This is a genomic window from Amycolatopsis sp. EV170708-02-1 (assembly GCF_022479115.1).
Classification (GTDB): domain Bacteria; phylum Actinomycetota; class Actinomycetes; order Mycobacteriales; family Pseudonocardiaceae; genus Amycolatopsis.
Genome location: NZ_CP092497.1, coordinates 8,663,664 through 8,688,724, shown reverse-complemented (window position 1 = coordinate 8,688,724; position 25,061 = coordinate 8,663,664). Strand labels below are relative to the sequence as shown.

Below are 25,061 nucleotides of genomic sequence, written 5' to 3'. Positions count from 1 at the left end.
CCGGTCCCTCCCCCTCATCACCTGCTGAATCGGTTCTCCATCGCACCGTAGCGGGTTCGACCCGGCGCGGGCACGACCCGGCCGCTCACCTCTAATCCATCCATGCCCCCGCCACCGCCCTCAACGGAGGAGCTGCGCTCCCAGGCATAGACTCTGGGGAGACGTGGTCGCGGGGATTTCGGGAGGTACCAGTGTCGGAAGAGCCGCGCCGTCCTCGGCACGCAGCGCCGGACGACGCCACGCCGGACCGTGAGGCGGAGTCCGCCTCCTGGACACCGCCGGCGCCGGTCCGCTGGGAAACGCCCGAACCGTCCATTTCCGGCAGGCTCGATCTCGCCGAACCCAAGCCGGAGAAGGACGCCGAGCGCACGGTCTACCACGCGCCCGTCCAGCGTCCGCAGACTCCGCCGCGCGGCCAGCAGCGGCCGATCCCCGGCGCCGAGGACCCGACACGCCCGCCGGGCGACATGGCCCCGGTGAGCCCGCAGGCCCAGGTCGTCCGCCCCGCGTGGCAGGCGCCCGCCGACGCGCCGCAGCCGACCAGCGTGCTCGCTTCGCCGGCGCCGGAGACGCAGAGCATCATGCCGCCGACGCCGCGCGTCGACAGCGGCCCGGGGCCGTTGCCGGACCCGGGCACGGAAAGCGTCCTCCCGAACGTTCCAGCGAAAGCCGCGGCACGGGCACCGGCACCGGGTCGGGCAGCCGCGGCACCGGAACCGGGACCGGAACGGGTTCGTTCCCCGGCACCGCGCGCCGGACGTCGTCCCGCACGTCGCGCCGCGGCCGTCTCGGCGCCGGGCTCGTCGACGTCCCGCAGGTGCCGTACCGCGACCCGGCGTCCGCCGTCCTCGAGAACCCGATGGTGTCCGAGGAGAAACGCTTCTGCGGCAGCTGCAGCGCCAAGGTCGGCCGCGGCAAGGACGGCAAGCCCGGCTCGCCCGAGGGCAAGTGCGAGAAGTGCGGCAACCCGTTCTCCTTCGTCCCGAAGCTGCGGCCGAACGAGATCGTCGGCGGCCAGTACGAGGTGCTCGGCGCGCTCGCGTACGGCGGCCTCGGCTGGATCTACCTCGCGCAGGACCACAACGTCAGCGACCGCTGGGTGGTGCTCAAGGGCCTGATCGACACCGGCGACGCCACCGCGATGGCGGCCGCCGCCAACGAGCAGCGCTTCCTCGCCGAGGTCGAGCACCCCAACATCGTCAAGATCCACAACTTCGTGCAGCATCCGGACGGCGACACCGGCAACTCGGTCGGCTACATCGTCATGGAGTACGTCGGCGGCCAGTCGCTGCGTCAGCTCGCGCTCGCGCACCACCGCGAGACGAAGCGCCCGGAGCCGCTGCCGATCGGCCAGGTGATCGCCTACGGGCTCGAGATCCTGCCCGCCATGGGCTACCTGCACGGCCAGAACCTGCTGTACTGCGACCTCAAGCCCGACAACGTCATCCAGACGCACGAACAGCTCAAGCTGATCGACCTCGGCGCGGTCCGCCGCGTCGACGACTACGAGAGCCCGCTGTTCTTCACCACCGGCTACAGCGCGCCCGAGCTGGCGACGCACGGCGCTTCGGTGGCGTCGGACCTGTACACGGTCGGCCGGACGCTCGCCGTGCTCAGCTTCGAATTCTCCGGCTACACCACCAAGTACAAGACGACCCTGCCTGGTCCGGACGTCGTGCCGCTGTTCGCGCTCTTCGGTTCGTACTACCGCTTCCTGAAGCGCGCGACGCACACCGACCCGGACCGCCGGTTCATCGCGGCCGAGGAGATGGCGGACCAGCTGACCGGCGTGCTCCGCGAGATCATGGCGCTGGGCACCGGGAAACCGCGCCCTGGCGCGTCGACCGTCTTCGGGCCGGAGACCCGCACGTTCGGCGTCGACATGGTCGTCCCGGAACACGGCGGGAGCGTGCCGCTGCCCGACCCGGGCGAGGTGGTCGCCGGGCTGCCGATCCCGCAGGTCGACACGGACGATCCGGCGGCGGGCGTGCTCGCGTCGACGGTCGCGCTCGATCCCGCGGGTGCGATCGAGTCGCTGGCCGGGGCGCCGCGCGAGTCCATCGAGGTCCGGCTGCGCATCGTCCGCGCCCGGATCGAGCTCGGTGAGCTGGTCGAGGCGCAGCGGCAGCTGCAGGCCGCGCAGTACCTCGCGATCAAGGCCGGTTTCCCGCACGACTGGCGGATCGACTGGTACCGAGGCCTGATCGAGCTCGCGGGCGGGCGGTCCCGCGTCGCGCAAGTCGCGTTCGAAGCGGTGTACGACGATCTTCCCGGGGAGATCGCGCCGAAGCTGGCCTTGGCCGTCAGCGCGGAGGGCGTCGGGGACTACTTCGGCGCCGCGCGCTACTACGAGCTGGTGTGGCGAACGGATCGGTCGTACGTCAGCGCGGCCTTCGGGCTCGCTCGCGTGTACCTCGCGCAAGGCGCCAGGGCCAGCGCGATCGAGGTGCTGGAGGCCGTCCCGGCGTCGTCGTCGCATCACGTCGCCGCGCAGGTGGCCGCGATCAAGATCAAGACCAGGATCAACGGCGGCGGCAAGGATCCGGTGATGGTGTCCGAGCGGGATCTCGTCGACGCCTCGACGCGGTTGGAGCGCCTGCAGCTCGACGCCGAACGCCGCACTCGGTTGTCGGCGGAGGTCCTCGAAGCGGCGTACGGCTGGCTGAACTCGCAGAACCAGCCGACACCGGGCGCGAAGGTCCTGGGCTGTGCCCTGGACGAACGAGACCTGCGGTTCGGGCTCGAACGCTGCTACCGCACGTTGGCGCGGTTGGCCGGATCGGTCGACCAGCGGGTCGAACTCGTCGACAAGGCGAACGCGATCCGACCGCGAACCCTCACCTAGCCACGCATTCAGAGGACTAAATGCTCAGGGGTTGATGTCCCACTCGCGGGCGCGCTGGGCCTTCTCGTGCGCGGCGGCGAGCTTCTGCAGCGCCTCGGGATCCCCGTGGGTGCTGAAGTGCTCGAACTCGACCCGCACGAACAACGCCCGCGCGCGCACCGCGACGGGGCCGTCTTCGGCGTCGAGCCGGCCGTCGGCGCTCACGTAGATCTTCCGGCCGGCGATGCCGTCCAGTTTCGTGGCGATGTAGAGGGTCGAGCCCACCGGGACCGGCCGGAGGAAGTCCGTCTCCAGTTTCCCGGTGACGGCGGGGCGGCGCAGCAGGTTGCCGACGGTCGCGCCGAGCGCCTCGTCGAAGGCGCAGGCCAGCAGTCCGCCATGGGCGAGGCCGGGCGCACCCTGGTGGGCGGAGGTGACGGTGAACTTGGAGTACACCGTCGTCCCTTCGCCCACCGTCGAATGCAGGTGGAGCCCGGCCTCGATCTCGTCGCCGCACCCGAAACACTCACCGAAGTGGATGCCGAGGTGGCTGCCCTGCTTGGGGGCTTCCGGGTGGACGGTCGCCGGTTCGACTTCGACCGGCGGCCACGGCTGCGAGATACGGCTCATGGAAAGACGTTAACTCGCCGGTAGCTCCGAAGCGCCGCCGGGAGTGGCCGTTTCCGGTTTCCGGCGCCGCGCGATCCGCGAGTTCACGATGCCGCGCAGCGACACCCCGGCCGTTTCGGGCAGCAGCAGGATCGGGATGGCCGCGATCGCCGCCGCGCCCATCAGGTAGTACGCGGGCCACAGGTTGTCGCCGGTCGAGGTCACCAGGCTGCCGATGATGTACGACGCCGTGCCACCGAAGGCCGCGGTCGAAACGCTGTACCCGATGGAGAAGCCGCCGTAGCGTTCCTGCGTCGGGAACATCGCCGGCAGCGTCGCGGCCAGCACGGCCAGGATCAGCACCAGCGGCACCGCGATCATCAGCACGCCGAGCGTGAGCTGCCAGCCGTTCTGGTCGTCCGCGGCCGCGCCCATCAGCGAGAACGCCGGGATCGGGAGCACCAGGAAGCTCGCACAGCTCGCGATCAGGATGGGTTTTCGCCCGATCCGGTCGGACAGCATGCCGATCGGCACGATCAAGATCAGCATCAGCGCGATGGTCGCCAGGATGATCAGCAACGGCGCGTGCCCGCTGAAGCCGACCACGTCCTTGAGATAGGTCTCCAGGTACGTGATCACGATGTAGTCGGCGACGTTCAGCATCACCACGATGCCGATGAGGTGCAGGATCGACGTCCAGTGCTTCTTGAGCAGCGCCTTCAGCGGCGACTTCTCGACCTGGTCCTTCTTCTCGATCTCCTGGAACAGCGGAGTGTCCTCCAGCTTGTTCCGCAGGTAGAGACCGACGATGCCGAGCGGGCCCGCGATCAGGAACGGCAGGCGCCAGCCCCATTCGCGCATGGCCTCGTCGCCGAGCACGACGGTGAAGATCGTGACGAAGCCGGCGCCCATCGCGAAACCGACGAGCGTGCCGAACTCCAGCCAGCTGCCCCAGAAACCACGGCGCCGGGCGGGCGCGTACTCCGCGATGAACGTCGCCGCGCCGCCGTACTCACCGCCCGCCGAGAAACCTTGGATGGTGCGCAACAGGATCAGCAGGACCGCCGCGGCGGGGCCGATCGTCGCGTAGGACGGCAACAGGCCGATGATGAACGTCGACCCGGACATCAGGATGATCGTCAGCGCGAGAACCTTCTGGCGCCCGATCTTGTCCCCCAGCGGACCGAACACGAAGCTGCCGAACGGCCGGACGATGAACGTGATCGCCAAGACCGCGAAGGTCGCCAGAGCGCCTTCGGAAGTGCTCGACGCGTTGAAGAAGACTTGCCCCAGAATGGCCGGCATGAAGCCGAAAACACCGAAGTCGTACCACTCGATGCAGTTACCCATCGCCGCTCCGGCGACGGCCTTTCTGATCTGTTCAGGTGGGGCCTCCGCCGGTTCCCCTTTTTCCTGATATGACGCGCTCAGCGCCTCTTCGGCCATGGGTTTGACCTCCCGACCCACCCGTTTACTTACCCATCGTCGAGGGTTTGTTCCCTCGACCGTAGGGGTTCAAACGTCCGTGTTCAGCGTTTCGGATCGGTCGTGAGAGCGCCGTTCCCCCAAGACGGTGACGAACCACCAGGTGAAGCCGATGTCGGAGAATTTCCGATTACTTTGGGTCACACTTCGGGAATCGGACGTTCCGGACGGGGGATCAGCGAGTCGAGGCCGTCGTCGGGGGCTCGCTCGGCTGCTTCGTCGGGATGGGCGCGCGCGGGGGACGGTGGTCGTCGTGCGGCCGGGCGTGACGGTCTTCGGCGTCGAACGCGGCTGATGAGTCGCCGGGGCCGAGGAGGCCGCAGGCGGCGCCTCGGGAGTGACCTCCGGCCGAGGGGTCGACTCCGACGGCGCGGGCGAGACCGGGGAAGGGGCGATGGTCGACAGGCCAGGGCCCGCGGGCTGGACCGGCGCGGGCCCCTCACCGCCGCGGCCGCCGACGGCGATCGCGCCGAACACGATCACCCCGATCGTCGCCAGCGAACTCCCCGCCACGGCCAGCCGTTTGCGTCGTCGCCGGATCCGGCCACCCCGCTCGATGATGTCCGCCGCCCGGATACCCAGCGGGGGACCGCTCGCGCCGTGCGAAAGCACGCCTTTGATGTCCTCGTCCATCTCCTCACCTCCCATCTTCGTGCGCTCCGCTCAAGGCCAGTTCGCTGAAATGCGGTCCGAGCCGCTTGCGCAGGGTCGCCAGCCCCCGCGCGCTCTGGCTCTTCACGTTCCCGGTGCTGCAGCCCAGCGCCGCGGCCGTCTCGTCGACGCTGAGATCTTCGAAGTAGCGCAACACCAGCACGGCGCGCTGCTTCGGGGCGATGCCGGACAGGGCATGCCTGACCAGCATCTCCTGTTCCGTGCCGTTCGCTTCGCTCGGGACGTCGGGAAGAGCGTCCGTGAGCTTCTCGCGTTTGCGCCAGACGCGCCGATGCTCGGACAGGAACGTCCGCAGCACGATCTTGCGCGCGTAGCCGTCGAGCGCGTCGTGCCGGGAGAGCCTCGGCCAAGCCAGGTACAGCTTCAGCAGCGCGGCCTGGGTGATGTCCTCGGCCTGATGCCAGTCCCCGCACAGGAGGTACGCGGTGGCACGCAGGTTGTGCGCGCGCTCGTCGAAGTACCGGGCGAACTCGCCGTCCCACGGCGAGCCCGTCCCGGTCTTCGACGAGCGGCTCGACGACACCTAGTTACCGGCTCCTTCGACGATGGCGGGGAGGTGCAGATCCCCGGTCGGCCCGGCGGGAACGGCCTTGGGCACGCGGTGCTCGCCCGGCTTCACGACGGCGGGGCCGGTCGTCCGCGGGGCGGGCTCCGGACGCGGCGGGGCGGTGGTGGCCCGGGGCGGTTCCGCCGGCCGCGTGGTGGTGGGCGCCTTGACCGGCGGCTGGGGCGCCTGGGTGGCCGTCGGCGACGGCGCGCTCTGATCGGCCGACGCCAGCGACGTGGTCGCGAAGGCGGCGCCGCCCGCCAGCAGCAGCGCGCCGAGAGTGAGAGCGATACGAGTACGCAAGAGAGTCTCCTCGATCCGGGCGCCGCTCATTGGCCGCGGCGCCTTACGTCGTTAGACATGCGTCCCGCCCGATCCTCGGTTGCATCGAGTTTTCGCGGATTCCGAAGCACGAACGGCCGGAGACCGCGAAGGTCTCCGGCCGCCCGGTTCCATGGAAGTACTTCAGCTCGCGAGGGCGGACAGCTTCGTCCACTCGTCCCAGGAGTAGGTCCAGTCGCTGTAGTCGCGCGCCCGGTTGATCTTCACCGTGCTGCCCTCGATCTCGACGGGATCCCCGACCAGGGCGCCGTCCATGTACGCCTTGGCGTTCGCCGGCGCCAGGTTCACGCAGCCGTGCGAGATGTTCTTCTTGCCCTGCGCCCAGATCGAAGGCGCGTAGCCGTGGATGAACTCGCCGTTGGTCGAGAACCGCACCGCGGACGGCACGACGATGTTCTCGTAGTCGTAGCGTTCGTTGGTCATCGAATACGTGTCGTGCTTGGACATCACCACGTGCGTGCCGCTCGGCGTGACGCGGCCCGGGTCGGCGTCGAGGCCGTAGCTGGCCGGGTAGTCCGCGATCTGCTGCCCGTCGCGGATCACCACGAGCCGGTGGGTCTGGGTGTTGCCCTTGACGATCTGCGAGCGGCCGATCGTGAAGCTCGCCGAGCGGTCTTCCTTGCCGTACACGCCTTCGCCGATCTTGACGCCGTAGATCTTGGCGTTGAACTTCACCGTGGTGCCGGGCTGCCAGTACGCCTTCGGCCGCCAGTGCACCGAGGTGTCGTCGTGGACCCAGGCCCAGGAACCCTCGGTCTTGGGCGTGGTCTCGACCGACAGCGCCTTCTCGACGGAGGCCTTGTCGGTGACCTTGCTCGGGAACGTCAGCGTGATCGGCATGGCGACGCCGTAGGTCTGCCCGTCGAAGACGTTGATGTTCGCGCCCACCTGCTTGCGCGGCTTGACCGTGGTGAAGGCGCCGCCGATGTCGACGGGCTTGCCGTCGGTGCCGGTGGCCTTGCCGGACCACGTGTAGGACTTGCCGTAGCCGAGCTGCTCGGTGGTGGACCAGCTCTTCTTGTCCTCGGACGGCTGCCCCGCGACCTGCTTGCCGTCCGGATTGGTCAGCACGACCTGGTCGAGCGTGCCGTCGGCGACGCTGACCTTGATGGGCTGCCCGGGCGCGACGTCCTGCGCGCCCGCGGCGGGCTCGTACGTCAGCTTGGCGGGCGCGGGCGCCTTGCCGCCGGTGTCGCTGCTGACCGGCCCGCCGCCGTCCGGCCCGCTGGCCGACACGGTCGGCTCGCTGCTGCACGCCCCCAGCGTCAGAACGGCCACCAACCCCAGTGCCGCGATCGCCGCCCGGCGGCGCGCGGTTTCCGTGAACCTCAAAGCTTCCCCTTTGCTCCCCTGTACACCGACCATGACGTCCGGACAGCCCCGTAAGTTGATCCCACCGAGAGTGATGCGAGTCACAATCGGGTGGATCGTAGTTCACGATCGGGGCATGGCCGACTTCGGTCCGTGTCCGGCGATGACCTGAGGTCGGCGTGCGGCGACAGGCTAGCGAGGGGGTCCGACAGAAGCCGGATCGGTATACGACGTTCCGGTGACCTTGGTACTTGGGGGTGCCCAGAGTCCGATCACGGGCTTCAAATATGGCCAGATCCCGGTACGCTGCCATCAGGCCGTCGTTTTGCGTGTTCGTGGCTTCACACTCGCGGAACTTCTGACGCGAGCCATGAGCCGGTGACGCGCTCTTCGCTCGACTCGTTGGAACCGCCCGGGACGGTCTGGGTGTCGCTTCGGAGGCACTCGAAGCGGATGTGCAACGAGGAGTAAAGCGGTGGCGCAAGGCACTGTGAAGTGGTTCAACGCGGAGAAGGGCTTCGGCTTCATCGCGCAGGATGGCGGCGAGGGCGACGTCTTCGTTCACTACTCGGAGATCGAGGGGCGCGGTTTCCGCACGCTCGAGGAGAACCAGCGAGTGGAGTTCGAGGTCGGTCAGGGCCAGAAGGGCCCGCAGGCCCAGAAGGTCCGCGCGATCTGAGTCCGCCCTTCAGGCGTTGCTCAGACTGATCGGAAAAGCCCCCGGCGATCTCGCCGGGGGCTTTTCCCTTTGCTGCTCAAGCTTCTTCTGTTGTGCTGTTCCGTTCCGGGGTGAGAGTCAGCGCGGAACGGGCTGATCCCACGCGTTGGCGTCGAAGCGGAATTCGTCGGTGTGGGCCTCTTCGTGGCGGCGCTGCTGGGCCGAGTTGGCCTGCGACTCCCACGAAAGGCGCTCGAGGATCCATTCCTGCGCCAGCGCCTGCGGCGACAGGTTGCGCTCGGCGGCGGCGTCCTTGAGCTGTTCGCAGGCGATGAGGTTCATCCGCAGCTGGAAGACCTGCGCTTCGCCGAAACGCTTGCCGGTGCCGGTGCTTTCCGGGTCGTTCTCCGGGGCGAGGGCACGAAGGTAGCTGGTGAGCTCCGTGTCTTCGACGACCGCTTCGGCCTCCTTGGTGGGGGAGTTGCGGTGACGACCGGGGTTGACCGGCTTCAGGTTCGTGCGGCTGCCGCTACGACGGCTCAGGGAAGGAAGGGGCACCGGGCCACGATAACGGTTCGGTCTCGGCAAACCAACCACAGTGAGCCACGACACACCGATTTTCTTGTCTCGAACGGCCCAACGCCGACAGGAAATCCTTTTCCCGTGATCACGAACCGCAACCGGAAGAGGAAAAATCAACGGGACCGGGCATGGGCTGCCAACCGCCACCTGAAGGAACCTGGGGTCTGGGGGTGGCCCCCAGAAAACGGAGCGACCCCGCGCCAGGGGGAGGAACGCGGGGGTCGGAGGGGATCTCCACAGGCGCTGACCGGGGGTGTGTCAGCAAATCGATTGTTGCACGGTTTCCTGAGAAGGGCGAGTGGGCGCGGGCAGAATTCCGGTCGGGGCGCCACCTCTGGTTCGCCTGTGGTTCATGTGGCGCGGGTGTGCGCGTGATCGCTCTGCGTTGTGCGGAGCGTGGCGACAGGTTCACTCTCCGGGGGCTGTGTGTCGCGGCCGGCTCTGGCTAGCCTCGCGGCCAAGCTGTTCGTTGGCCGTCTGGAGGAACCATGGGTGGGTCTGTGGAAGTGCGACAGTTCCTCCTTCGGTACGAAGGTGCCGATGGGGGAAGCTCGACGACGTTGGCCGGTGGTCTGCCGGCGCAGCGCACGGGTCAGGGGGACGCTCAGCGCGTGTCCGACGATCAGGTGCGGCGCGCCCGGCTGGCGGTGGCCAACGGGGCGCTGGGCGTCGATGACTGCGTCCAGTTGCTGGACATGCTGGGGTTGACGCTGGACGAGGACGGGCAGGCGCCCGTTCAGCGCTGAGTTCGTTCGTTCACGAAGGCCCGGTCGCGCGGGGTGTGCCGCGCAGCCGGGCCTTCGTTTTGTCCTCGACGCCCGTCCGCCGGTTGTGTAACACTGTTATCAAACAACGGGCGGGAAGGTGTGGCGACATGGCCGACGAAGCGGCGATCGCGGTGGCGCGGGAGATCCGGGGTCCGGTGCAGGTGCTGGGCGGGAAGTTCATGACCTCTCCGGAGCTCGCCGCGGTCGAGGCGGAGGTGGGGCTGTCACCGCGGACGCTGTACCTGCGCGGCCGGTCCGCCGTCCTGGGCGACCCGCCGCCGAAGGTGGTCGCGGAGCTGTTCGGGATCTTCCCGTCTTGGCTCTTCGAGTACGCCCTCCCGTCCGCGACAGCGGCGTTCGACGCGGCCTCCGCGGTCCGCGCCTACTCGCGGTCATTGGCCAACTGGGCACGCGTCAACCTTTCGGGTGCCGGCGAGCCCGGCCGTCCGGCGGAGCTGCTGTTCCGTCTCGTGGACGCCGCGGACGCGAGCGGTCTCGCGTTGTTCGCCGGCTGGCAACTCGCCGGACGTCCGGTGGACGACGTCGAAAGGCTGGCGTTCGCGCTCATGGTCTTCCGCGAGTTTCGTGGCGGCCTCCACTTCGCCGCCCTTCGCGCGGTGGGCCTGACGGTGCCCGAGGCGGTCGTCGCGGATCCGGAAGGCGGCCGCGCCCGCCTCCTGCGCACCGCGTGGTCCGAGGAGGCCGCCGACCGGCTGATCGCCGCGGCGGAGGCGAAGGGCGATCTGCGGCAGCGGTGGCGGCACGCGGAGGACCTGACCGATCGGCGCGTGGCCGAGCTCCTCGCCGTCACTCTCACGGGCGACGAGCGGGAGGAGCTTCGGCGGCGCCTCGGAGCCCTCGAGGACGCCTTGGTCCTGATATCCTGAACTCGCCGCGTTCTCGCAGGTCCCAGCCCTGTGAACAACTAGAGGACCCCCTGTGCGGGAGCGGAAATGGGGGTGTCCTATAGTTATGTTCGCTCCCGGGGACACCGGAGAGCGCGGGTCGGTCGGTTCGCCGAAACCGAACCGGGCTCCCATCGTCCAGCGGCCTAGGACTCCGCCCTTTCAAGGCGGCAACGCGGGTTCGAATCCCGTTGGGAGTACGCAGTACAGTTACAAAGCAGTATGCAAGGCCCTGTGGCGCAGTTGGTTAGCGCGTCGCCCTGTCACGGCGAAGGTCGCGGGTTCGAGTCCCGTCAGGGTCGCAAGATCGTTCGGCTCCTCGCCGGCGTTCCCGGCCAGGTAGCTCAGTTGGTACGAGCGTCCGCCTGAAAAGCGGAAGGTCGCCGGTTCGACCCCGGCCCTGGCCACCGCTCAACGAACCGCCTCGATCAGCATCGAGGCGGTTTTTTCATGCCTGAGGCCGATTACACAGCAGTGCGCGGCGGCGTCCGATATCGCAGGAGTATCGGGCGCCACCGCGCACTGACGGTGTCTACTTGCCGGTCTGCTGCTTGATCCAGTCGGTGAACGCGGTCACGTCGGTGTAGATGCCCGGCATTTCCGGGCAGCTGGCGGTCTGACCGCGGCTGGTGGCGCCGACCAGCGTCCACTTGTCGCCGTTCTTGACCACGGCGGGGCCGCCCGAGTCGCCGTAGCAGGCGCTCGCCTTGCCACCCTGGTTGTCCATGCAGAGCTCGCTCTGCGCGTCGTACGCGCCGGAGCCGGAGCATCCGGAGTCTTCGGCGATCTTGGTGTCGAGCTGCTGGAGCACCACCGGCGCCTCACCGCAGCCGCGCGTGGGGCAGGTCAGCCCCCAGCCGATCTCCCGCACGTCGGTGCCCGCCGCCGGCGACTGGCCGATCTCGATCGGCGCCGCCTCCGCCGGCTTGGTCAGGTGCACCAGGGCGATGTCGTACGGGCCGGAGCCGTCGTACTTCTCGTGGACCACGAACTTGTCCACCTCGGCGACCTCGCCGCCCTTGGTGTGGTCGGTGGTGTTGATGCGGTACTGCCAGTTCGACGGCTGCTCACCCTCGACGCAGTGCGCGGCGGTCACCAGCCACTCCGGGCTGATCAGGGACGCGCCACAGTTGTGGTCGCCGCTCTTGGTCTGCATGGACGCCATGAAGCTGTAGGTTTCGGTCGCGTCCACACCGCCCACGATCAGCGGCTGTACGCCCGAGGGCGGTTCGGCGGCGGCAGCAGGCATCGCCAACCCGAGCACGGCGGCCGCGCCGGTCAGCAGACCGGCGACGAGGGTACGAGTCCTCATCTGCTTTCTCCTTCCAGGCCGGTGTGTTTCACCGGCTCACTCCGGAAGGGTGGCCAATCGTCACTCGTCCGTGGAAGTGACGAAAGTCGGTGGCCGTTGCCAGTTACCAGTTGGCCGGCCTTGACTTCGAGTTAGGTGGAGGTGTCAATCTCGGGGCATGACAATCGCACCTGAGCAGGTCGACGAATGGACCGTCGGCACCCTCGACCTCGACGCGTACCTCGGCCGGATCGGTCAGAAGCGCGAGACGCCCTCCGCCGCCGCGTTGCGAGAGCTGGCGAAGGCGCACGTCCTCGCCGTCCCGTTCGAGAACGTCGACGTGGTTTTGGGGCAGCACAAGGGAATCGCCCTCGAAGACGTGATCGGAAAACTCGTCGGCCGTCATCGCGGTGGCTACTGTTACGAGCACGGAAGCCTTTTCGCCGCGGCCGCCGAGCAGCTCGGCTACCCCGTGCGCCGCCTGGTCGCCCGCGTGCAGCCGCAGAAGAACGGGCCGTACACGCATATGACGCTCGCGGTCGAGGCGGACGGCGTCCAGCACCTGGTCGACGTCGGCTTCGGCGCCGGGATGCTGGTGCCGATGCCCTTGGTCGACGGCGCGGTGGTGGATCAGGCGGGCTGGCCGCACCGGCTCGTCGCCGACGGCGACTGGTGGCGCCTGCAGAAGAAGGAGGGCGAAGACTGGACCGACCTGCACGCCTTCACGCTCACGCCGATGCACCGGATCGACTACGAGGTCTACCACCACTACACGTCGACACATCCGCGGTCGCCGTTCACCGGGCAGCTGGTGGTCATGCGCCTGGAGGAAGGGCTCAGCCGCAAACTGGTCGGCGAAGAGTTCACCGTCGAACGCCCGGACGGGACCAAGGAGACCACCACGATCCCGCCCGAGCGGCTCGACGCGACACTGCGCGAGCTGGACGTCGTCCTCACCGAGGACGAGCTCGCGAAACTGCTGACGATCTACCCGGGATGAGGGCTCAAAGCTCGAATTCGGCGCGCTTGTCCTCGGGCACGAGGTCCTCGTACTCACGGTGCTTCGCGATGAAGGAACGCACGTACGGGCAGTAGGGCAGGACGGACCTGCCCTGCGACCGGACGTCGTCGAGCGCGGCGGTCACGAGCTTGCCCGCCAGGCCCTGGCCCGCGAAGTCGTCCGAGATCTCGGTGTGCAGGAACAGGATCGCGTCGGTACGCGTGCGGGTTTCCAGGAACCCGGCGGGTTTCCCGTCCACGACGATGTCGTAGCGGTCTTCTCCGGCTTTGATCTCGACACTCATCCAGCTGCTCCGAAAAGTTCGTCCGGCGGCGCGGGGCGACCGAGGTGGAAGCCCTGCGCCTGGTCACAGTGCAGCTCACGGAGAATCGCGAGCTGCTCTTCGTCTTCGACACCTTCGGCGACGACGATCAGGTCGACGGCGTGCGCCATCGCGATGATGCTCTTGACGATCGCGGCCGCGTCACGCGATTCCGCGATGCCGGTGACGAAGGTGCGGTCGATCTTGAGCGTATCCAACGGGAGCCGTTGCAGCTGGGCGAGCGACGAGTAGCCGGTGCCGAAATCGTCGATCGCCAAGGAGACACCGAGATCGCGCAGCGACGTCAGGACTTCGGCGGCCGCGGCCTGGTCCCGCATCAGCGCGCTCTCGGTGACTTCGAGGGTCAGCGCGTGCGGCGGGAGCCCGGTGGTCTTCAGCGCGTCCTGCACCCCGGCCACCAGATGCGGATCGTCCAGCTGCCGGGCCGAGAGGTTCACCTTGAGGTTGAGGTCGATGCCGAGCTGCTCGCGCCGCCTGGCGATCTCGCGGGTGGTCGTGCGCAGGACGTACTTGCCGATCAGGTTGATCAGATCGCTTTCCTCGGCCAGCGGGATGAACTCGGCGGGCGAGATCGTGCCGTGCGCGGGATGTTTCCAGCGCAGCAACGCCTCCACCGCGACCATCTCGCCGGATTCGATGTCCACGACCGGCTGGTACGCCGTCCAGAGTTCCTCGTTCTGCAGGGCGTCGCGCAGGTCCTGCTCCATGCGCAGCCGCCGCTGCATCCGCTCGCGCAGCTCGACGTCGAAGAACTCGTAGCGCGCGCGGCCGAGCGTTTTCGCTTGGTACATGGCGACATCCGCGTCCCGCAGCAGATCTTCGGCGGTCCGGGTGTCGTCGTTGGCGGCGGTGACGATGCCGATGCTGGCGTCGATGTGCAGCTGCCTGCCGTTGACGGTGATCGGCTCGGTCAGTGCTTCGCGCAGATGTTCCGCCAGCGCCTTGATCTCGTCCGGTTCGGTGATCTCCGCGGTGACGACGACGAATTCGTCGCCGCCGAGCCTGCCGACGAGATCGTTCTCGCCGATGCCGCGGCGCAGCCGCTCGCCCGCGATGCGGAGCACCTTGTCGCCGACGGAATGCCCGAGGGAATCGTTGATCACCTTGAACTTGTCGAGATCGATGAACAGCAGCGTGGTCAGCTCGGCGCGGCCCGCGCCGGACAATGCTTCGGCGAGACTGTCCAGCACCAGCGTCCGGTTCGCGAGTTCGGTGAGCGGGTCGTGCGTCGCCTCGTGGGCGAGCCGCTCGCCGATGGCGCGGCGTTCGGTGATGTCGGTGAACGAGGCGACCACCGCCTGGACCGACGGGTCTTCCGGGGTCAGCAGCCGCGAGGTCAGCGAAATCCAGACGTCGTCGCCCGCCGGCCTCCTCAGCCGCAGCACGAGGCCGGTCAGCGTGGCCCCGGTGCGCCGGGTCACCACCGACGGCATCCGGGCGGGCGGGATGCGGCCCTGTTCGTCGTACAGCTCCAGCGTCACGCACGGGACACCGATGAGGTCGTCGTGGCCGACGCCGATGATCCGGCACGCCGCGGGGTTGGCCGATTCGATGAGCCCGCCGGGGCCGATCACGACCACGCCTTCGTCGAGCGACGCGACCACCGTGCTGTAGTGCTGTTCGGCTCGTCGGCGAGCCGTTTCGTCGGCGCAGACCAGGACGAAACCGTCGTTCATTTCCGCGGCCGAGATGCGGATGGCCAAGGTCGAGCCGTTGCGGTGGCGGTGGGTCGTCTGCATGACACCGCCTCTGCGCAGCACCGTTTCCGGGTCGAGCGCGGCGCCGACGAGATCGCTCACCGTGCCGCCGATCGCCTCGCCCGCTGTCCAGCCGTAGACGTTCTCGGCGGCGGGGTTCCAGCTGGTCACCACGCCGCTGCCGCTGGTCGCGATGATCGCGTCGCTGACATGGCTGATCAGCGCGGCCTGGTAGCGCAGCGTCGCTTCGGCGGCCTTCTGCGCGCTGATGTCGCGCATGATGACCTGGAACGCGGGCCTGCCTTCCCAGGTCGTGCGTACCGAGATGCTCTGGACCAGGTACTTCGTACCGTCGAGGCGGAGCATGACGGTGTCGGCGGGAACGGTCGACGCGCCCTGGCGGTGCAGCGACGCGATCCGGTCCAGCAGGGCCGGAAGCGACTCGTCGGCGACGAAGTCCATGATCGGCCGCCCGATCAGCTCCGCGGTCGAGGACGCACCGAGCGCGGTGAGGGCGGCCCGGTTCACGTAGGTGACGACGCCGGCTTCGTGGACACAGACCGCGTCGGGGCTGAGTTCCACCAAAAGCCGGTAACGGTCAGTGAGATCTTCGAGGGCCTGCCGGTTCTCGCGGACGTCGGTCACGTCGGTGGCGATGCCGAGCAGCCCCGAAGAGCCGCTGTCGTCGCCGATGGTGCGGGCGCGCAGGCGGACCCAGCGGATCTCGCCCGCCGGATTCCGGAACGACTGCTCTAGTTCGAACTCGCGCCAAGGCGGCGAAGTGCGGGTGCCGGAGGTCAGTGGGGCCACCAGATCGGCGAGCCTGGACTCGATCTCGGCTTCGGTCAGCGTGCCTCCGCCCAGCAGGTTCTCCAGTCCTGGCAGCCAGGACAGGGTCTCCGCCTCGAAGTCGTACGACCAGATGGCGGCGTGGTCGCCCGCGAGGCCGAGATCGCCGAGCGGCTCGTTCCCGAGCGGCGCGCCTGCCGGACGACCGGAATTCCCGGCCCCGGGCACGGCGAGGGCGTCAGCCTCCATGATCCGTCCGAACCCCCTCTTCCGGTGCTGGCACCGTCGATTACACCACCCGCGGAGGGCGCTGTATACGCGAGCCGAAGGCGGGTCACCGCTGATATGCGCGGAAGCATATGAATACACGCTGTGTGACTGCCCTACGCTGGCGTGTTCCATCGGGTGAATAATTTTTGGTTAACTTCACCCATTCGGCGGTGAGTTGCGGTAAAACTACTCTTCGCTCGTTCCCGGTGTGAAAGGTTTCAGCTGGTGGATGACGACGACGTCTCGGTCGCCGACCTGCTTATTCGCGAGGGCTGGGACGACCACGAGGAGTCACGGGCAAAGTCACGCTGGAGAGTTATCGCGGTGGTGATCGCCGTGGTCGTCGCCTGCGGCGCGGCCGCCGTTCTCGTCGGGTTCGATTCGGATCCCGAACAGAATGCGGCGCCGAACCCGATCAGCGTCATCGAGATGCCGAAGCGGCCTTCGGAAAACGGGGGCGCCGACGCGACTTCGGCCGTCCCGTCCACCGAGACGGTCGAAACCGGTGATGGCGGGACCTCGACGCGACCCAGCAGGACGACGTCCAGCCGCCGCACGTCGAGTTCGGCGGTGCAGACGTCCGACTCCCCGGACCCGGCCACGCCGACGTCGTCGAACGGGCCCGCCGATCCACCGCGGACCACCGGGTCCACGGTCGTTCCGCAGCCGCCCAACCCGACCCCGCCGCCGCCCTCGACGACGCCGACCGAAGAGTGCAACCTGTGGCCGAAGTGGCTCTTCTGTTAAGGCGCTCGCAGTAGGTCCGGCTCCCGGCGTTTGCCGAGGTGGTTGAACAGCAGGTTGAGGGTGAAGGCGACGATCGCGGCGACCGTGATCGGGCTGCCGCAGATGGTCTGCAGCCACGCCGGGAAATGCTGGAAGAAGATCGAGTTCCCGAACTGGTTCGTGGCGAACGCGGGCAGCAGGCCGACCCCGACCGACACCGCGACGATGAAGGTGTTGTGGTTGCCGGAGAACTCCACCTTCTTCAGGTTCTGCACGCCGACCGCGGCGACCATCGCGAACATGACCACCGCGACCGCGCCGATCACCGGCTCCGGAACGGCGGCGACGAAGGCGCCGACCTTCGGAACCAGGCCCATCAGCACGAGCAGGCTGCCCGCCATCGCGACCACCCACCGGCTGCGCACCCCGGTCATCTGCACAAGGCCGACGTTCTGCGCGAAAGCCGTGTCCGGGAACGAGTTCATCGCACCGCCGAGGATGGCCGAGAGGCCGTCGGTGGCGAGACCGCGGGCGAGGTCGGAGTCCGTCGCCGGCCGTCCGGTGATCTCGCCGACGGCGACCAGGTCCGCGGTGGATTCGGTGTAGGTCACCAGCATCACGACGCACATCGAGAGCACGGCCGCGATCGGAAAGGTCGGCGGGCCGAAGTGGAACGGCGACGCGAGGCCGAACCACTCGGCGTCGGCGATGCCCTTGAAGCTCACCAAGCCCATCGGGATCGCCGCGACCAGGCCGATCAGCAGCGCCAGCAGCGGGCCGATCTGGCTCGCGAACCCGCGCAGCACCCGGGTGAACAGGACGATCACCGCGATCACGCCGAACGCCAGCGCGATGTTGGCTGGTTTCGCGTAATCCGGCGAACCGGTGTCGTGGCCGGCGATCAGGCCGACGCCCGGCCCGATGAGCGAGATGCCGATGACCATGAGCAGCGTGCCCGAAACCAGCGGCGGGAAGAAGCGGATCATCTTCGCGAACGGCTTCGCGATGAGCAGGCCGAACACCCCCGACGCGATCATCGCGCCGTAGACGGCCTGCATGCCGTACTGGGACGCGATCATGATCATCGGGTTGACCACGGTGAACGTCGCGCCCGCCACCACCGGCAGCCGGATGCCGAAGATCCGCCCGATCCCGACCGCCTGTATCAGCGTCGCGATGCCCGCGACCAGCAGATCCGCGTTGACCAGCAACGCGATCGTCGCCGCGTCCAGTTTCAGCGCGCTGCCCACGACGAGCGGGACGGCCACGGAGCCCGCGTACATGATCGTCATGTGCTGCAGGCCGAGCAGCGTCAGTTTCGGCAGCGGCGGGCGGGCGTCCACCGGGTGGACCTCGGGACGGCTCATGGGCATGACCGTAGCGCCGCGTCAGGATCACGTGTCGAAAAGGCCGGAGCTGTGTTGAATGGGGATCGGGCACAACGGAAGGAGCGCCGATGGAGACCGTCCTCGTCGTAGGGGCCGGGCAGAGCGGGTTCGGAGTGGCGACCTCGCTGCGGGACAAGGGGTTCGGCGGGCGGGTGGTGCTGATCGGTGACGAACCCGGCCTGCCGTACCAACGGCCTCCGTTGTCGAAGGGCTATCTCGCCGGGACCGCCGGCGACGCCCAGCTGCGGTTGCGGCCCGAGGATTTCTTCGCGGAGAAGAACATCGAGCTGGTCCCGGGCCGCGTCGCGTCGGTGGATCGCGACGGGGCGAAGGTGGTGCTCGAGGACGGGAGCGCTCACGAGTACGACCATCTGGTGCTGGCGACGGGCTCGGTCAACCGGGTGCTTCCGGTACCCGGGTCCACTTTGGACGGTGTGTTCACCTTGCGCACCAAGGACGAGGCCGATGTCCTGCGTGCCGCGCTGGAGAGCGCGGAAAACGTGGTCGTGGTCGGGGGCGGGTTCATCGGGCTGGAGTTCGCCGCGCACGCCGGGCGGCCCGTGACGATCGTCGAGGCGCAGGACAGGCTGATGGCCCGTGTCGCGACTCCGGAGGTCTCGGCGTATTTCGCCGCTCTGCACGAAGGAGCAGGCCACACGATCCTGCTCGGCAAGGGCGTCGCCGCCCTGCGCGGCGAGGGCCGGGTGGCCGAGGTGGAACTGAGCGACGGCAGCCTGCTGCCCGCCGACCTGGTGCTGGTCGGGGTCGGGGTGGAGCCGCGGACACGGCTCGCCGAAGGGCGGGGCTGGCGGTGGCGAACGGTGTCGTCGTCGACGAGCATCTGCGCACGAGCGACCCGAAGATCTCGGCGGTCGGGGACTGCGCGAACTTCCCGTGTGTCCAAGCGGGAACGGCGACTCGGCTCGAGTCGGTGCAGAACGCCGTCGACCAGGCGCGGGCGGTGGCGGCGGTGATCGCCGGCGAACCCGCGCCCTACGACAGCCTGCCGTGGTTCTGGACCGACCAGCTCGGCGCGAAACTGCAGATCGCCGGGATCCTGACCGGGGCGGAGAAGACCGTCGTGACCGGGGACCGGGAGGGCGGGAAGTTCTCGGTGCTGTCGTTCCGCGACGGCGTGCTCGCCGGGGTCGAATCGGTGAACCGGCCACCGGACCACATCGCCGCGCGACGGCTGTTCGCCGCGGATCCGGCGCCGCGGTTCGAGACGCTGGAGGCCAACGGCTTCGACCTCAAGGCGACCGTAGCGTCAACCCGGGGTTGACGATTCATGGTCGTCAACCTAAAGTTGACGGCATGACGAATCCAGTCCGGCTCGACGACCTCATCTCCCACATCAAGCAGCAGCATCCCGACGGCGACGTGCTCGGCCAGCTGTCCGACGCGGTCTTCCTCGGCGAGCACCTCGGCGAAGTGGCCGACCACCTGATCGGCCACTTCGTCGACCAGGCGCGGCGGTCCGGCGCGTCCTGGACCGAAATCGGCAAGAACATGGGGGTGTCCAAGCAGGCGGCGCAGAAGCGCTTTGTCGACTCCAGCGGCTCGTCGCTGGAAGACCTGGTGAAGGTGTTCAGCCGCTACACGGATCGGGCGCGGCAAGTCGTCGTCGCGGCGCGCGATGCCGCTGTCTCGGCGAAGAGCCCGCAGATCGAGCCCGCGCATCTGGTCCTCGGGCTGCTCTCCGAACCGGCGGCCCTCGCCGCCGGGGCGATCGTGGCGCAGAAGGTGACTCTCGAAGCCGTCCGCGAGGCCGCGGAGGCGAAGCTGCCGGAACCCGCCGCCGAACCGCCGGAGGCGGCGAAGATGGCGTTCGGCGCGCAGGCCAAGAAGGCGCTGGAGCTGACCATGCGGGAGTCGCTGCGGCTCGGGCACAACTACATCGGCACCGAGCACATCCTGTTGGCCCTGTTCGAACTCGGCGACGATCTGCTGACCGGGCTCGGCCTCACGAAGGAGAACACCGAGGCGGTGATTCTGCGGGCGCTGGCGGAGATCGTCGCGGCGCGCGGGGAGGGCTGAAAGCGTCCTTCACCTCGTCAGACGGGGTGAAGGACGCTTTCGTCGCATGCGATGCGGGGAAAGTCCCCTTCAGCCCCCGTCAGGCGGGGGATTCCGGGCGGCCGTCGGCGGCCCAGGCGGTGTGGAACGAGCCCTCGTGGTCGACGCGGCGGTACGTGTGGGCACCGAAGTAGTCCCGCTGCCCCTGCACCAGCGCGGCGGGGAGCCGCTCCGCGCGCAGACCGTCGTAGTAGGCCAGCGCGGTCGAGAAGCCCGGTGTCGGGATGCCCAGCCGCACCGCCGTGGAGATCACCGAACGCCAGGAGTCCTGGGCGTCCTCGACAGCCTTGCGGAATCCGCCCGAAGTCAGCAGCGTCGGCAGCGCGGGCTCTTCGGCGTACGCGGCCGTGATGTCGTTCAGGAACTTCGCGCGGATGATGCAGCCGCCGCGCCAGATGGACGCGACCTTGCCGAGGTCGATGTCCCAGCCGTATTCGGCGCCGCCGGCCTGGATCTGGTTGAAGCCCTGGGCGTACGCCACCACCTTCGACGCGTACAACGCCTGCTCGACGTCGTCCGCGAAAGTGTCCAAAGCGGACCCCGTCAGCGGCGCGCGCGAGGGACCGCCGAGACCGCGGGAGGCCTCGCGCAGGCTCGACGAACCGGACAGCGAGCGTGCGAAGACGGCTTCGGCGATGCCGCTGATCGGCACGCCGAGGTCCAGTCCGATTTGGACGGTCCAGCGGCCGGTGCCCTTCTGCTCGGCCTGGTCCGCCACGATGTCGACGAACGGTTTGCCGGACGCGGCGTCGGTGTGGGCCAGCACCTGCGAGGTGATCTCGATCAGGTACGAGTCCAGGCGCCCCGAGTTCCAGGTGCGGAAGACCTCGGCGATCTCGGCGGGGGAGTAGCCGCCCGCGCCGCGCAGGAGGTCGAACGATTCGGCGATCAACTGCATGTCGGCGTACTCGATGCCGTTGTGCACCATCTTCACGAAGTGCCCTGCGCCGTCGGCGCCCACATGCGTGCAGCACGGCTCGCCGTCGACCTTCGCCGAGATGTCCTCGAACAGCGGCCCGAGCGACTGGTACGACTCCTTGGAGCCGCCCGGCATGATGCTCGGCCCGTGCAGCGCGCCCTCCTCGCCGCCGGACACGCCGGTGCCGACGAAGTGGATGCCCTTCTCGCGCAGCGCGGCCTCGCGGCGCCGCGTGTCCGCGAAGTGCGCGTTGCCCGCGTCGACGATCACGTCGCCCTTTTCGAGGAGCGGGACGAACTCGTCGATCACCGCGTCCGTCGGTGCGCCGGCCTTGACCATGATCACGACCTGGCGCGGACGCTCCAGCGCGTCGACGAACTCCTGCGCCGAGTACGCCGGGATGAAGTCGCCTTCGTCGCCGAACTGGTCGACCAGTTCCTTCGTCCGCTGCTCGGAGCGGTTGTGCAGGGCCACCGTGTGCCCGTGCCTCGCCAGGTTCCTGGCCAGGTTGCGGCCCATGACCGCCAGGCCGGTGACCCCGATGCTCGCCTTCTTGCTCATCCGCACCCTTCCGCTTCGATTCCCGTGCCGAGCCTATCCCCGTTGAGGGATACGGCGCCGGGACGGGAAGGGATCAACCGGGAGTTGTCCACAACCGGGCCCGCCTGTGGACAACTCGGCTCACGGGGCCTGACGCGGCACTTGCGGCGGTACGCTGGGATCGGGGTCGCCCCCAGGGACGGGTGGGGGCTGCGTGTGGGGGCTCCGAGCGGGATTTTGGGTGTTTTGAAGGGGCCTTGGGGACGCTGGACGTCTTGAAGGGGGCCTTCGGGGCGTGCGGGGTTGCGGCGAGACGCGTGTTCCCAATGTCGCATTTGGGACGCTGAGGGTCTCTGATGCGACATTGGGAACACGCACGTGGCGGGGCGAAGCGAGCGAGAGTGCGAAGGCCGCGGACGGGGCGTTCGGAGGTCTTGAACGCTCCTTTCCTGACGTCCGGCGCGCTGAAGAAGTGTTGCGAAAGCCACTCTCGCAACACGCCGGGGCGAGAGCGTCAGGAGAAGCACCGGATGGGCGCGCCGTTGAAGGTGACCATGTCCGTCAGCGCAGCCCCCAGATCGATCGCCCCACCCCACTCCAGACCGTCCAGTTCGGCGTAAGCCCGGTGCAGGTTCGCCGGAAGCCGTTCCTGTTCGGACAGTGCCTCGTAAGGCCCCAGATCCGCTTCGCGAGCGGCCTGAAGGGGAGTCAACCCGGCGGCCTTCCCGTACGAAGCGAGTTTCTGCAGGAAACCCAGGTATCCGTCGACGACGTCGATCGCCTCGGGGCCGCAGATCGGGCCGTGGCCCGGCACGATCGTCTCCGGTTCGAGTTCGCGGACCAGGTCCAGCGCCCGCCGCCAGCCGGCGGGCGAGCCCATCAGCGCGAAGGGGCTGCCGCCGTTGAAGATCAGGTCCCCGACGAACAGCACCCGCCGCTCCGGCAGCCAGACGAGGACGTCGTTGGTGGTGTGCGCGGCGTGTCCGGGGTGGATCAGCTCCAGCCGGACGTCGCCGGCATGCACGGTCAGCCGGTCGTCGAACAGCACGTCGGGTGGCCGAAGCTCCAGATGGCCCCAGTCGTTCCCGGTGAACGAGTTCCCATAGGTGTTGATCCCGGTCGCGACCATCACCTCGCGCGTCTTCCGGTGCCCGACGATCGTCGCACCGGTCGCCAGGTAGTTGCCGTTCGTGTGGTCGCCGTGGTGATGCGTGTTGACCACAGTGGTCACCGGCGCCCCGCCGGTCGCTTCGGCCGTCGCCAGCAGCGCCCTGGTGCGCCGTTCGGTCGAACACGTGTCGATCACCACCGTGTGATCGCCCGCGGCGACGAAGCCGCAGTTGTTGATCCACCACGAGCCGTCGGGTTGGACGTACCCGAACACACCATCGGTGACCTGCTCGGCGAAGGGGGATTGGTCCACTCGGTCACTATGCCCGACCGGCGTGCCCGAAATGTGACGAGATCGCTCCGCCACCAGGGTGACGTACCAGGTGACTGGTGTTTTCGGGCGTTTCCTGGAACGCTGCGCAATGTCATCATCGAACCCCGCAAGGTGAAGTACCCTGGGTGGGTTCGAGTATTCGCGCGCAGGACGGCGGGCAACCGCGGTCCTGGTCTATGTCCGGGAGAGCAAGGCGATGGCCAGCACCGTCACCTCGCGCCGGAAGCAGCTCGGGAACGAGCTCCGGCATGCCCGCAACGCCGCGCGGATGACACAGCAGCAGGTCGCCGAAGTGCTCGGCTGCACCCAGGGCAAGGTCAACAAGATCGAGTCCGGTGCCGTCGGGGTCAAGCTCGGGGATGTGCGATCGATGCTGAACGCGTTCGGGATCAACGGCGACGAGGCCGACACGTTGATGAACCTGGCCCGCGCCGCGGCCGGGCAGCGCGGCCACTGGTCCGGCTACCGATCCGTGGTGCCGCACTGGTTCCGCACCTTCACCGACCTCGAACCCGCGGCCGCGGAGATCCTCACCTGGCACGGTGAGCGCATCCCCGGCCCGTTGCAGTCCGAGCACTACATGCTCAAGCAGTTCACCGAAGCCGGCGCCACCGACGTCACTTCGCTGGTCCGCAACCGCTTGGACCGCAAGGCCGTCTTCGAGCAGCAGCAGCCGCCCTACTACCGGTTCATCATCAGCGAGGGCGCCTTGCGCCGCGCTCCCGGTGGTTCCGCCCCGGCGGTGATGCTGGACCAGGTCGAGCATCTGCTGGCGTTGGACAAGCATCCGCGCGTGTACGTGCACGTGCTGCCGTTCGGTGCGCGGCTCGCCGCCGTGCCCAACGACTTCACCATCATGCGTTTCCCGGACCGCACCCGGGATTTCGTCTACATCGAACATTCCGCCGGCGGGCTGTACCTCGACGACGTCAAGGACTTCAACATCTTCGTGGACTCTTGGGACAGGTTGCGCGGCGCCGCGCTGGAACGCCAGGAAACCCGGCAGTTCCTCAAGGAACTCGCCGAGCTGTACAGAACACAGATGCAAGCCTGAGATGGACCCGCGGTTCCTCCCCGAAGGCGTGGATCTCGAGCGGCCCAACGCCGCCCGGATCTACGACTGGGCGCTCGGCGGCACCGCGAACTGGGCCGTGGACCGGGAATTCGGCGAGCAGCTGGTCAAGACCTTCCCGCTGGTGCGCACCGCAGCCAGGGCGAACAGGGCCTTCCTCGGCCGCGCCGTCCGGTATTGCGCCGAGCACGGCGTGACCCAGTTCCTCGACCTGGGTTCAGGCGTGCCGACAGTCGGCAACGTCCACGAGATCGCCGACGAGGTCGACGGCGACAGCCGGTGCGTGTACGTCGACAACGAACCGGTCGCCGTCGCGCACGCCAGGATCCTGCTGGAGCGGAACGGGGATCCCGCCAGGCACGCGGTGATCGGCGGCGACCTGCGCGACGCGGACGACATCTGGGAACACGCCTTCGACACAGGCGTGCTCGACCCGGCGAAACCGGTCGCCCTGCTCACCGTCGCGGTCCTGCATTTCGTGCCGGGCCCCGAACTCTCCGACGTCATCGCCCGTTACCGGAGGCTGCTGCCCGCCGGTTCCTTCTACGTCCTGTCCCACGTCACGATGTCCGGCGTGGAGGGTGACGAGCTGGCCCAGATCCAGCGCGTCGTGAAGCAGTACGAACAGTCGAGCACGCCCGCGTCCTTCCGCGACAAGGAAGAGATCCTCGGTTTCTTCGGGGATTTCGACCTCGTGACACCGGGTCTGGTCCCGGTCGGCGCATGGCGGCTGGACGACCCCCGCCCGCCTGCGGTTGACTGCGCCATCGGCGGGGTCGCCCGCAAACCCGCTTCCTGACGAGG

Annotated in this window: 22 protein-coding genes, 3 tRNA genes and 2 pseudogenes; 12 read left to right on the top strand and 15 right to left on the bottom strand. The window is 68.5% G+C overall.

Annotated elements, in window-relative coordinates:
• Positions 1 to 373: 373 nt before the first annotated feature.
• Positions 374 to 637: a hypothetical protein gene (locus MJQ72_RS39740; protein WP_240601612.1), complete on the bottom strand. Its 264-nt coding sequence runs from the start codon at positions 635 to 637 to the stop codon at positions 374 to 376.
• Here MJQ72_RS39740 and MJQ72_RS39735 point away from each other — a divergent pair.
• A pseudogene (locus MJQ72_RS39735) lies at positions 546 to 2,845 on the top strand (tetratricopeptide repeat protein). The gene MJQ72_RS39740 and the pseudogene MJQ72_RS39735 sit on opposite strands and share 92 nt — an antisense overlap.
• Positions 2,846 to 2,869: 24 nt before the next feature.
• Here MJQ72_RS39735 and MJQ72_RS39730 read toward each other — a convergent pair.
• The 6 genes from MJQ72_RS39730 to MJQ72_RS39705 form a co-directional block, all read right to left on the bottom strand.
• The gene (locus tag MJQ72_RS39730) at positions 2,870 to 3,454 is read right to left on the bottom strand and encodes a PaaI family thioesterase (protein WP_016330842.1); all 585 of its coding nucleotides are present in this window, start codon (positions 3,452 to 3,454) and stop codon (positions 2,870 to 2,872) included.
• A gap of 9 nt (positions 3,455 to 3,463) precedes the next feature.
• A complete protein-coding gene (locus MJQ72_RS39725) occupies positions 3,464 to 4,879 on the bottom strand; it encodes an MFS transporter (RefSeq protein ID WP_240596047.1) in 1,416 nt (471 codons plus the stop codon).
• A 69-nt stretch (positions 4,880 to 4,948) separates the two neighbouring features.
• Positions 4,949 to 5,551 (bottom strand): hypothetical protein, encoded by a 603-nt coding sequence (locus MJQ72_RS39720; RefSeq protein WP_240596046.1) that lies wholly within the window; start codon positions 5,549 to 5,551, stop codon positions 4,949 to 4,951.
• 4 nt (positions 5,552 to 5,555) lie between these two features.
• Positions 5,556 to 6,113 carry a SigE family RNA polymerase sigma factor gene (locus tag MJQ72_RS39715; RefSeq protein WP_240596045.1) on the bottom strand — a complete coding sequence of 186 codons (558 nt, stop codon included), beginning with the start codon at positions 6,111 to 6,113 and terminating at the stop codon, positions 5,556 to 5,558.
• The gene (locus MJQ72_RS39710; RefSeq protein WP_240596044.1) at positions 6,114 to 6,470 is read right to left on the bottom strand and encodes a hypothetical protein; all 357 of its coding nucleotides are present in this window, start codon (positions 6,468 to 6,470) and stop codon (positions 6,114 to 6,116) included.
• Between the two features lie 132 nt (positions 6,471 to 6,602).
• Complete coding sequence (locus tag MJQ72_RS39705) at positions 6,603 to 7,844, bottom strand: Ig-like domain-containing protein (RefSeq protein ID WP_240596043.1); 1,242 nt, start codon at positions 7,842 to 7,844, stop codon at positions 6,603 to 6,605.
• Between the two features lie 421 nt (positions 7,845 to 8,265).
• Here MJQ72_RS39705 and MJQ72_RS39700 point away from each other — a divergent pair, with 421 nt between their 5' ends.
• Positions 8,266 to 8,469: a cold-shock protein gene (locus MJQ72_RS39700; protein ID WP_003097368.1), complete on the top strand. Its 204-nt coding sequence runs from the start codon at positions 8,266 to 8,268 to the stop codon at positions 8,467 to 8,469.
• A gap of 117 nt (positions 8,470 to 8,586) precedes the next feature.
• Here the strand turns inward: MJQ72_RS39700 and MJQ72_RS39695 are convergent, their stop codons facing one another.
• A complete protein-coding gene (locus MJQ72_RS39695; RefSeq protein ID WP_125686887.1) occupies positions 8,587 to 9,006 on the bottom strand; it encodes a hypothetical protein in 420 nt (139 codons plus the stop codon).
• 512 nt (positions 9,007 to 9,518) lie between these two features.
• On the opposite strand from MJQ72_RS39695, the gene MJQ72_RS39690 reads away from it, so the two are divergent.
• From MJQ72_RS39690 to MJQ72_RS39670, 5 genes are all read left to right on the top strand, one after another.
• The gene (locus MJQ72_RS39690; RefSeq protein ID WP_020633070.1) at positions 9,519 to 9,776 is read left to right on the top strand and encodes a hypothetical protein; all 258 of its coding nucleotides are present in this window, start codon (positions 9,519 to 9,521) and stop codon (positions 9,774 to 9,776) included.
• A 128-nt stretch (positions 9,777 to 9,904) separates the two neighbouring features.
• On the top strand, positions 9,905 to 10,684 hold the full coding sequence (locus MJQ72_RS39685; RefSeq protein WP_240596042.1) for an SCO6745 family protein: 780 nt from the start codon (positions 9,905 to 9,907) through the stop codon (positions 10,682 to 10,684).
• Positions 10,685 to 10,829: 145 nt separating this feature from the next.
• Positions 10,830 to 10,902: transfer RNA gene (locus tag MJQ72_RS39680), tRNA-Glu, on the top strand.
• 28 nt (positions 10,903 to 10,930) lie between these two features.
• Positions 10,931 to 11,004, top strand: a tRNA-Asp gene (locus MJQ72_RS39675).
• 31 nt (positions 11,005 to 11,035) lie between these two features.
• A tRNA-Phe gene (locus tag MJQ72_RS39670) sits at positions 11,036 to 11,109 on the top strand.
• A gap of 125 nt (positions 11,110 to 11,234) precedes the next feature.
• Here the strand turns inward: MJQ72_RS39670 and MJQ72_RS39665 are convergent.
• The gene (locus tag MJQ72_RS39665; RefSeq protein ID WP_240596041.1) at positions 11,235 to 12,014 is read right to left on the bottom strand and encodes a trypsin-like serine protease; all 780 of its coding nucleotides are present in this window, start codon (positions 12,012 to 12,014) and stop codon (positions 11,235 to 11,237) included.
• 157 nt (positions 12,015 to 12,171) lie between these two features.
• Here MJQ72_RS39665 and MJQ72_RS39660 point away from each other — a divergent pair, with 157 nt between their 5' ends.
• Positions 12,172 to 12,993: an arylamine N-acetyltransferase gene (locus MJQ72_RS39660; RefSeq protein WP_240596040.1), complete on the top strand. Its 822-nt coding sequence runs from the start codon at positions 12,172 to 12,174 to the stop codon at positions 12,991 to 12,993.
• A gap of 4 nt (positions 12,994 to 12,997) precedes the next feature.
• Here MJQ72_RS39660 and MJQ72_RS39655 read toward each other — a convergent pair whose 3' ends face one another.
• From MJQ72_RS39655 to MJQ72_RS39640, 4 genes are all read right to left on the bottom strand, one after another.
• Positions 12,998 to 13,297 carry a GNAT family N-acetyltransferase gene (locus tag MJQ72_RS39655; RefSeq protein ID WP_016330853.1) on the bottom strand — a complete coding sequence of 100 codons (300 nt, stop codon included), beginning with the start codon at positions 13,295 to 13,297 and terminating at the stop codon, positions 12,998 to 13,000.
• Positions 13,294 to 16,071, bottom strand: a complete 2,778-nt coding sequence (locus MJQ72_RS39650; RefSeq protein ID WP_240596039.1) for an EAL domain-containing protein — start codon at positions 16,069 to 16,071, stop codon at positions 13,294 to 13,296. The genes MJQ72_RS39655 and MJQ72_RS39650 overlap by 4 nt, the downstream gene beginning before the upstream one ends.
• A gap of 239 nt (positions 16,072 to 16,310) precedes the next feature.
• Complete coding sequence (locus tag MJQ72_RS39645; protein WP_240596038.1) at positions 16,311 to 16,811, bottom strand: hypothetical protein; 501 nt, start codon at positions 16,809 to 16,811, stop codon at positions 16,311 to 16,313.
• Positions 16,812 to 16,835: 24 nt separating this feature from the next.
• Complete coding sequence (locus MJQ72_RS39640) at positions 16,836 to 18,185, bottom strand: nucleobase:cation symporter-2 family protein (protein WP_240596037.1); 1,350 nt, start codon at positions 18,183 to 18,185, stop codon at positions 16,836 to 16,838.
• 89 nt (positions 18,186 to 18,274) lie between these two features.
• Between MJQ72_RS39640 and MJQ72_RS44965 the strand changes: the two are divergent.
• Both MJQ72_RS44965 and MJQ72_RS39620 read left to right on the top strand, forming a co-directional pair.
• A pseudogene (locus tag MJQ72_RS44965) lies at positions 18,275 to 19,488 on the top strand (NAD(P)/FAD-dependent oxidoreductase).
• A 32-nt stretch (positions 19,489 to 19,520) separates the two neighbouring features.
• Entirely contained in the window at positions 19,521 to 20,243 is a 723-nt protein-coding gene (locus MJQ72_RS39620) for a Clp protease N-terminal domain-containing protein (RefSeq protein WP_240596036.1), read from the top strand.
• Between the two features lie 79 nt (positions 20,244 to 20,322).
• On the opposite strand, the gene gndA is transcribed toward MJQ72_RS39620, so the two are convergent.
• Entirely contained in the window at positions 20,323 to 21,762 is a 1,440-nt protein-coding gene (gndA, locus tag MJQ72_RS39615) for an NADP-dependent phosphogluconate dehydrogenase (protein ID WP_240596035.1), read from the bottom strand.
• A gap of 493 nt (positions 21,763 to 22,255) precedes the next feature.
• On the bottom strand, positions 22,256 to 23,164 hold the full coding sequence (locus MJQ72_RS39610; RefSeq protein ID WP_240596034.1) for an MBL fold metallo-hydrolase: 909 nt from the start codon (positions 23,162 to 23,164) through the stop codon (positions 22,256 to 22,258).
• 217 nt (positions 23,165 to 23,381) lie between these two features.
• On the opposite strand from MJQ72_RS39610, the gene MJQ72_RS39605 reads away from it, so the two are divergent.
• Together MJQ72_RS39605 and MJQ72_RS39600 are read left to right on the top strand one after the other, a co-directional pair.
• Positions 23,382 to 24,239, top strand: coding sequence for a helix-turn-helix transcriptional regulator (locus tag MJQ72_RS39605; protein ID WP_037335949.1), 858 nt, complete (start codon positions 23,382 to 23,384; stop codon positions 24,237 to 24,239).
• A gap of 1 nt (position 24,240) precedes the next feature.
• Positions 24,241 to 25,056: an SAM-dependent methyltransferase gene (locus MJQ72_RS39600; protein ID WP_240596033.1), complete on the top strand. Its 816-nt coding sequence runs from the start codon at positions 24,241 to 24,243 to the stop codon at positions 25,054 to 25,056.
• Positions 25,057 to 25,061: the final 5 nt, after the last annotated feature.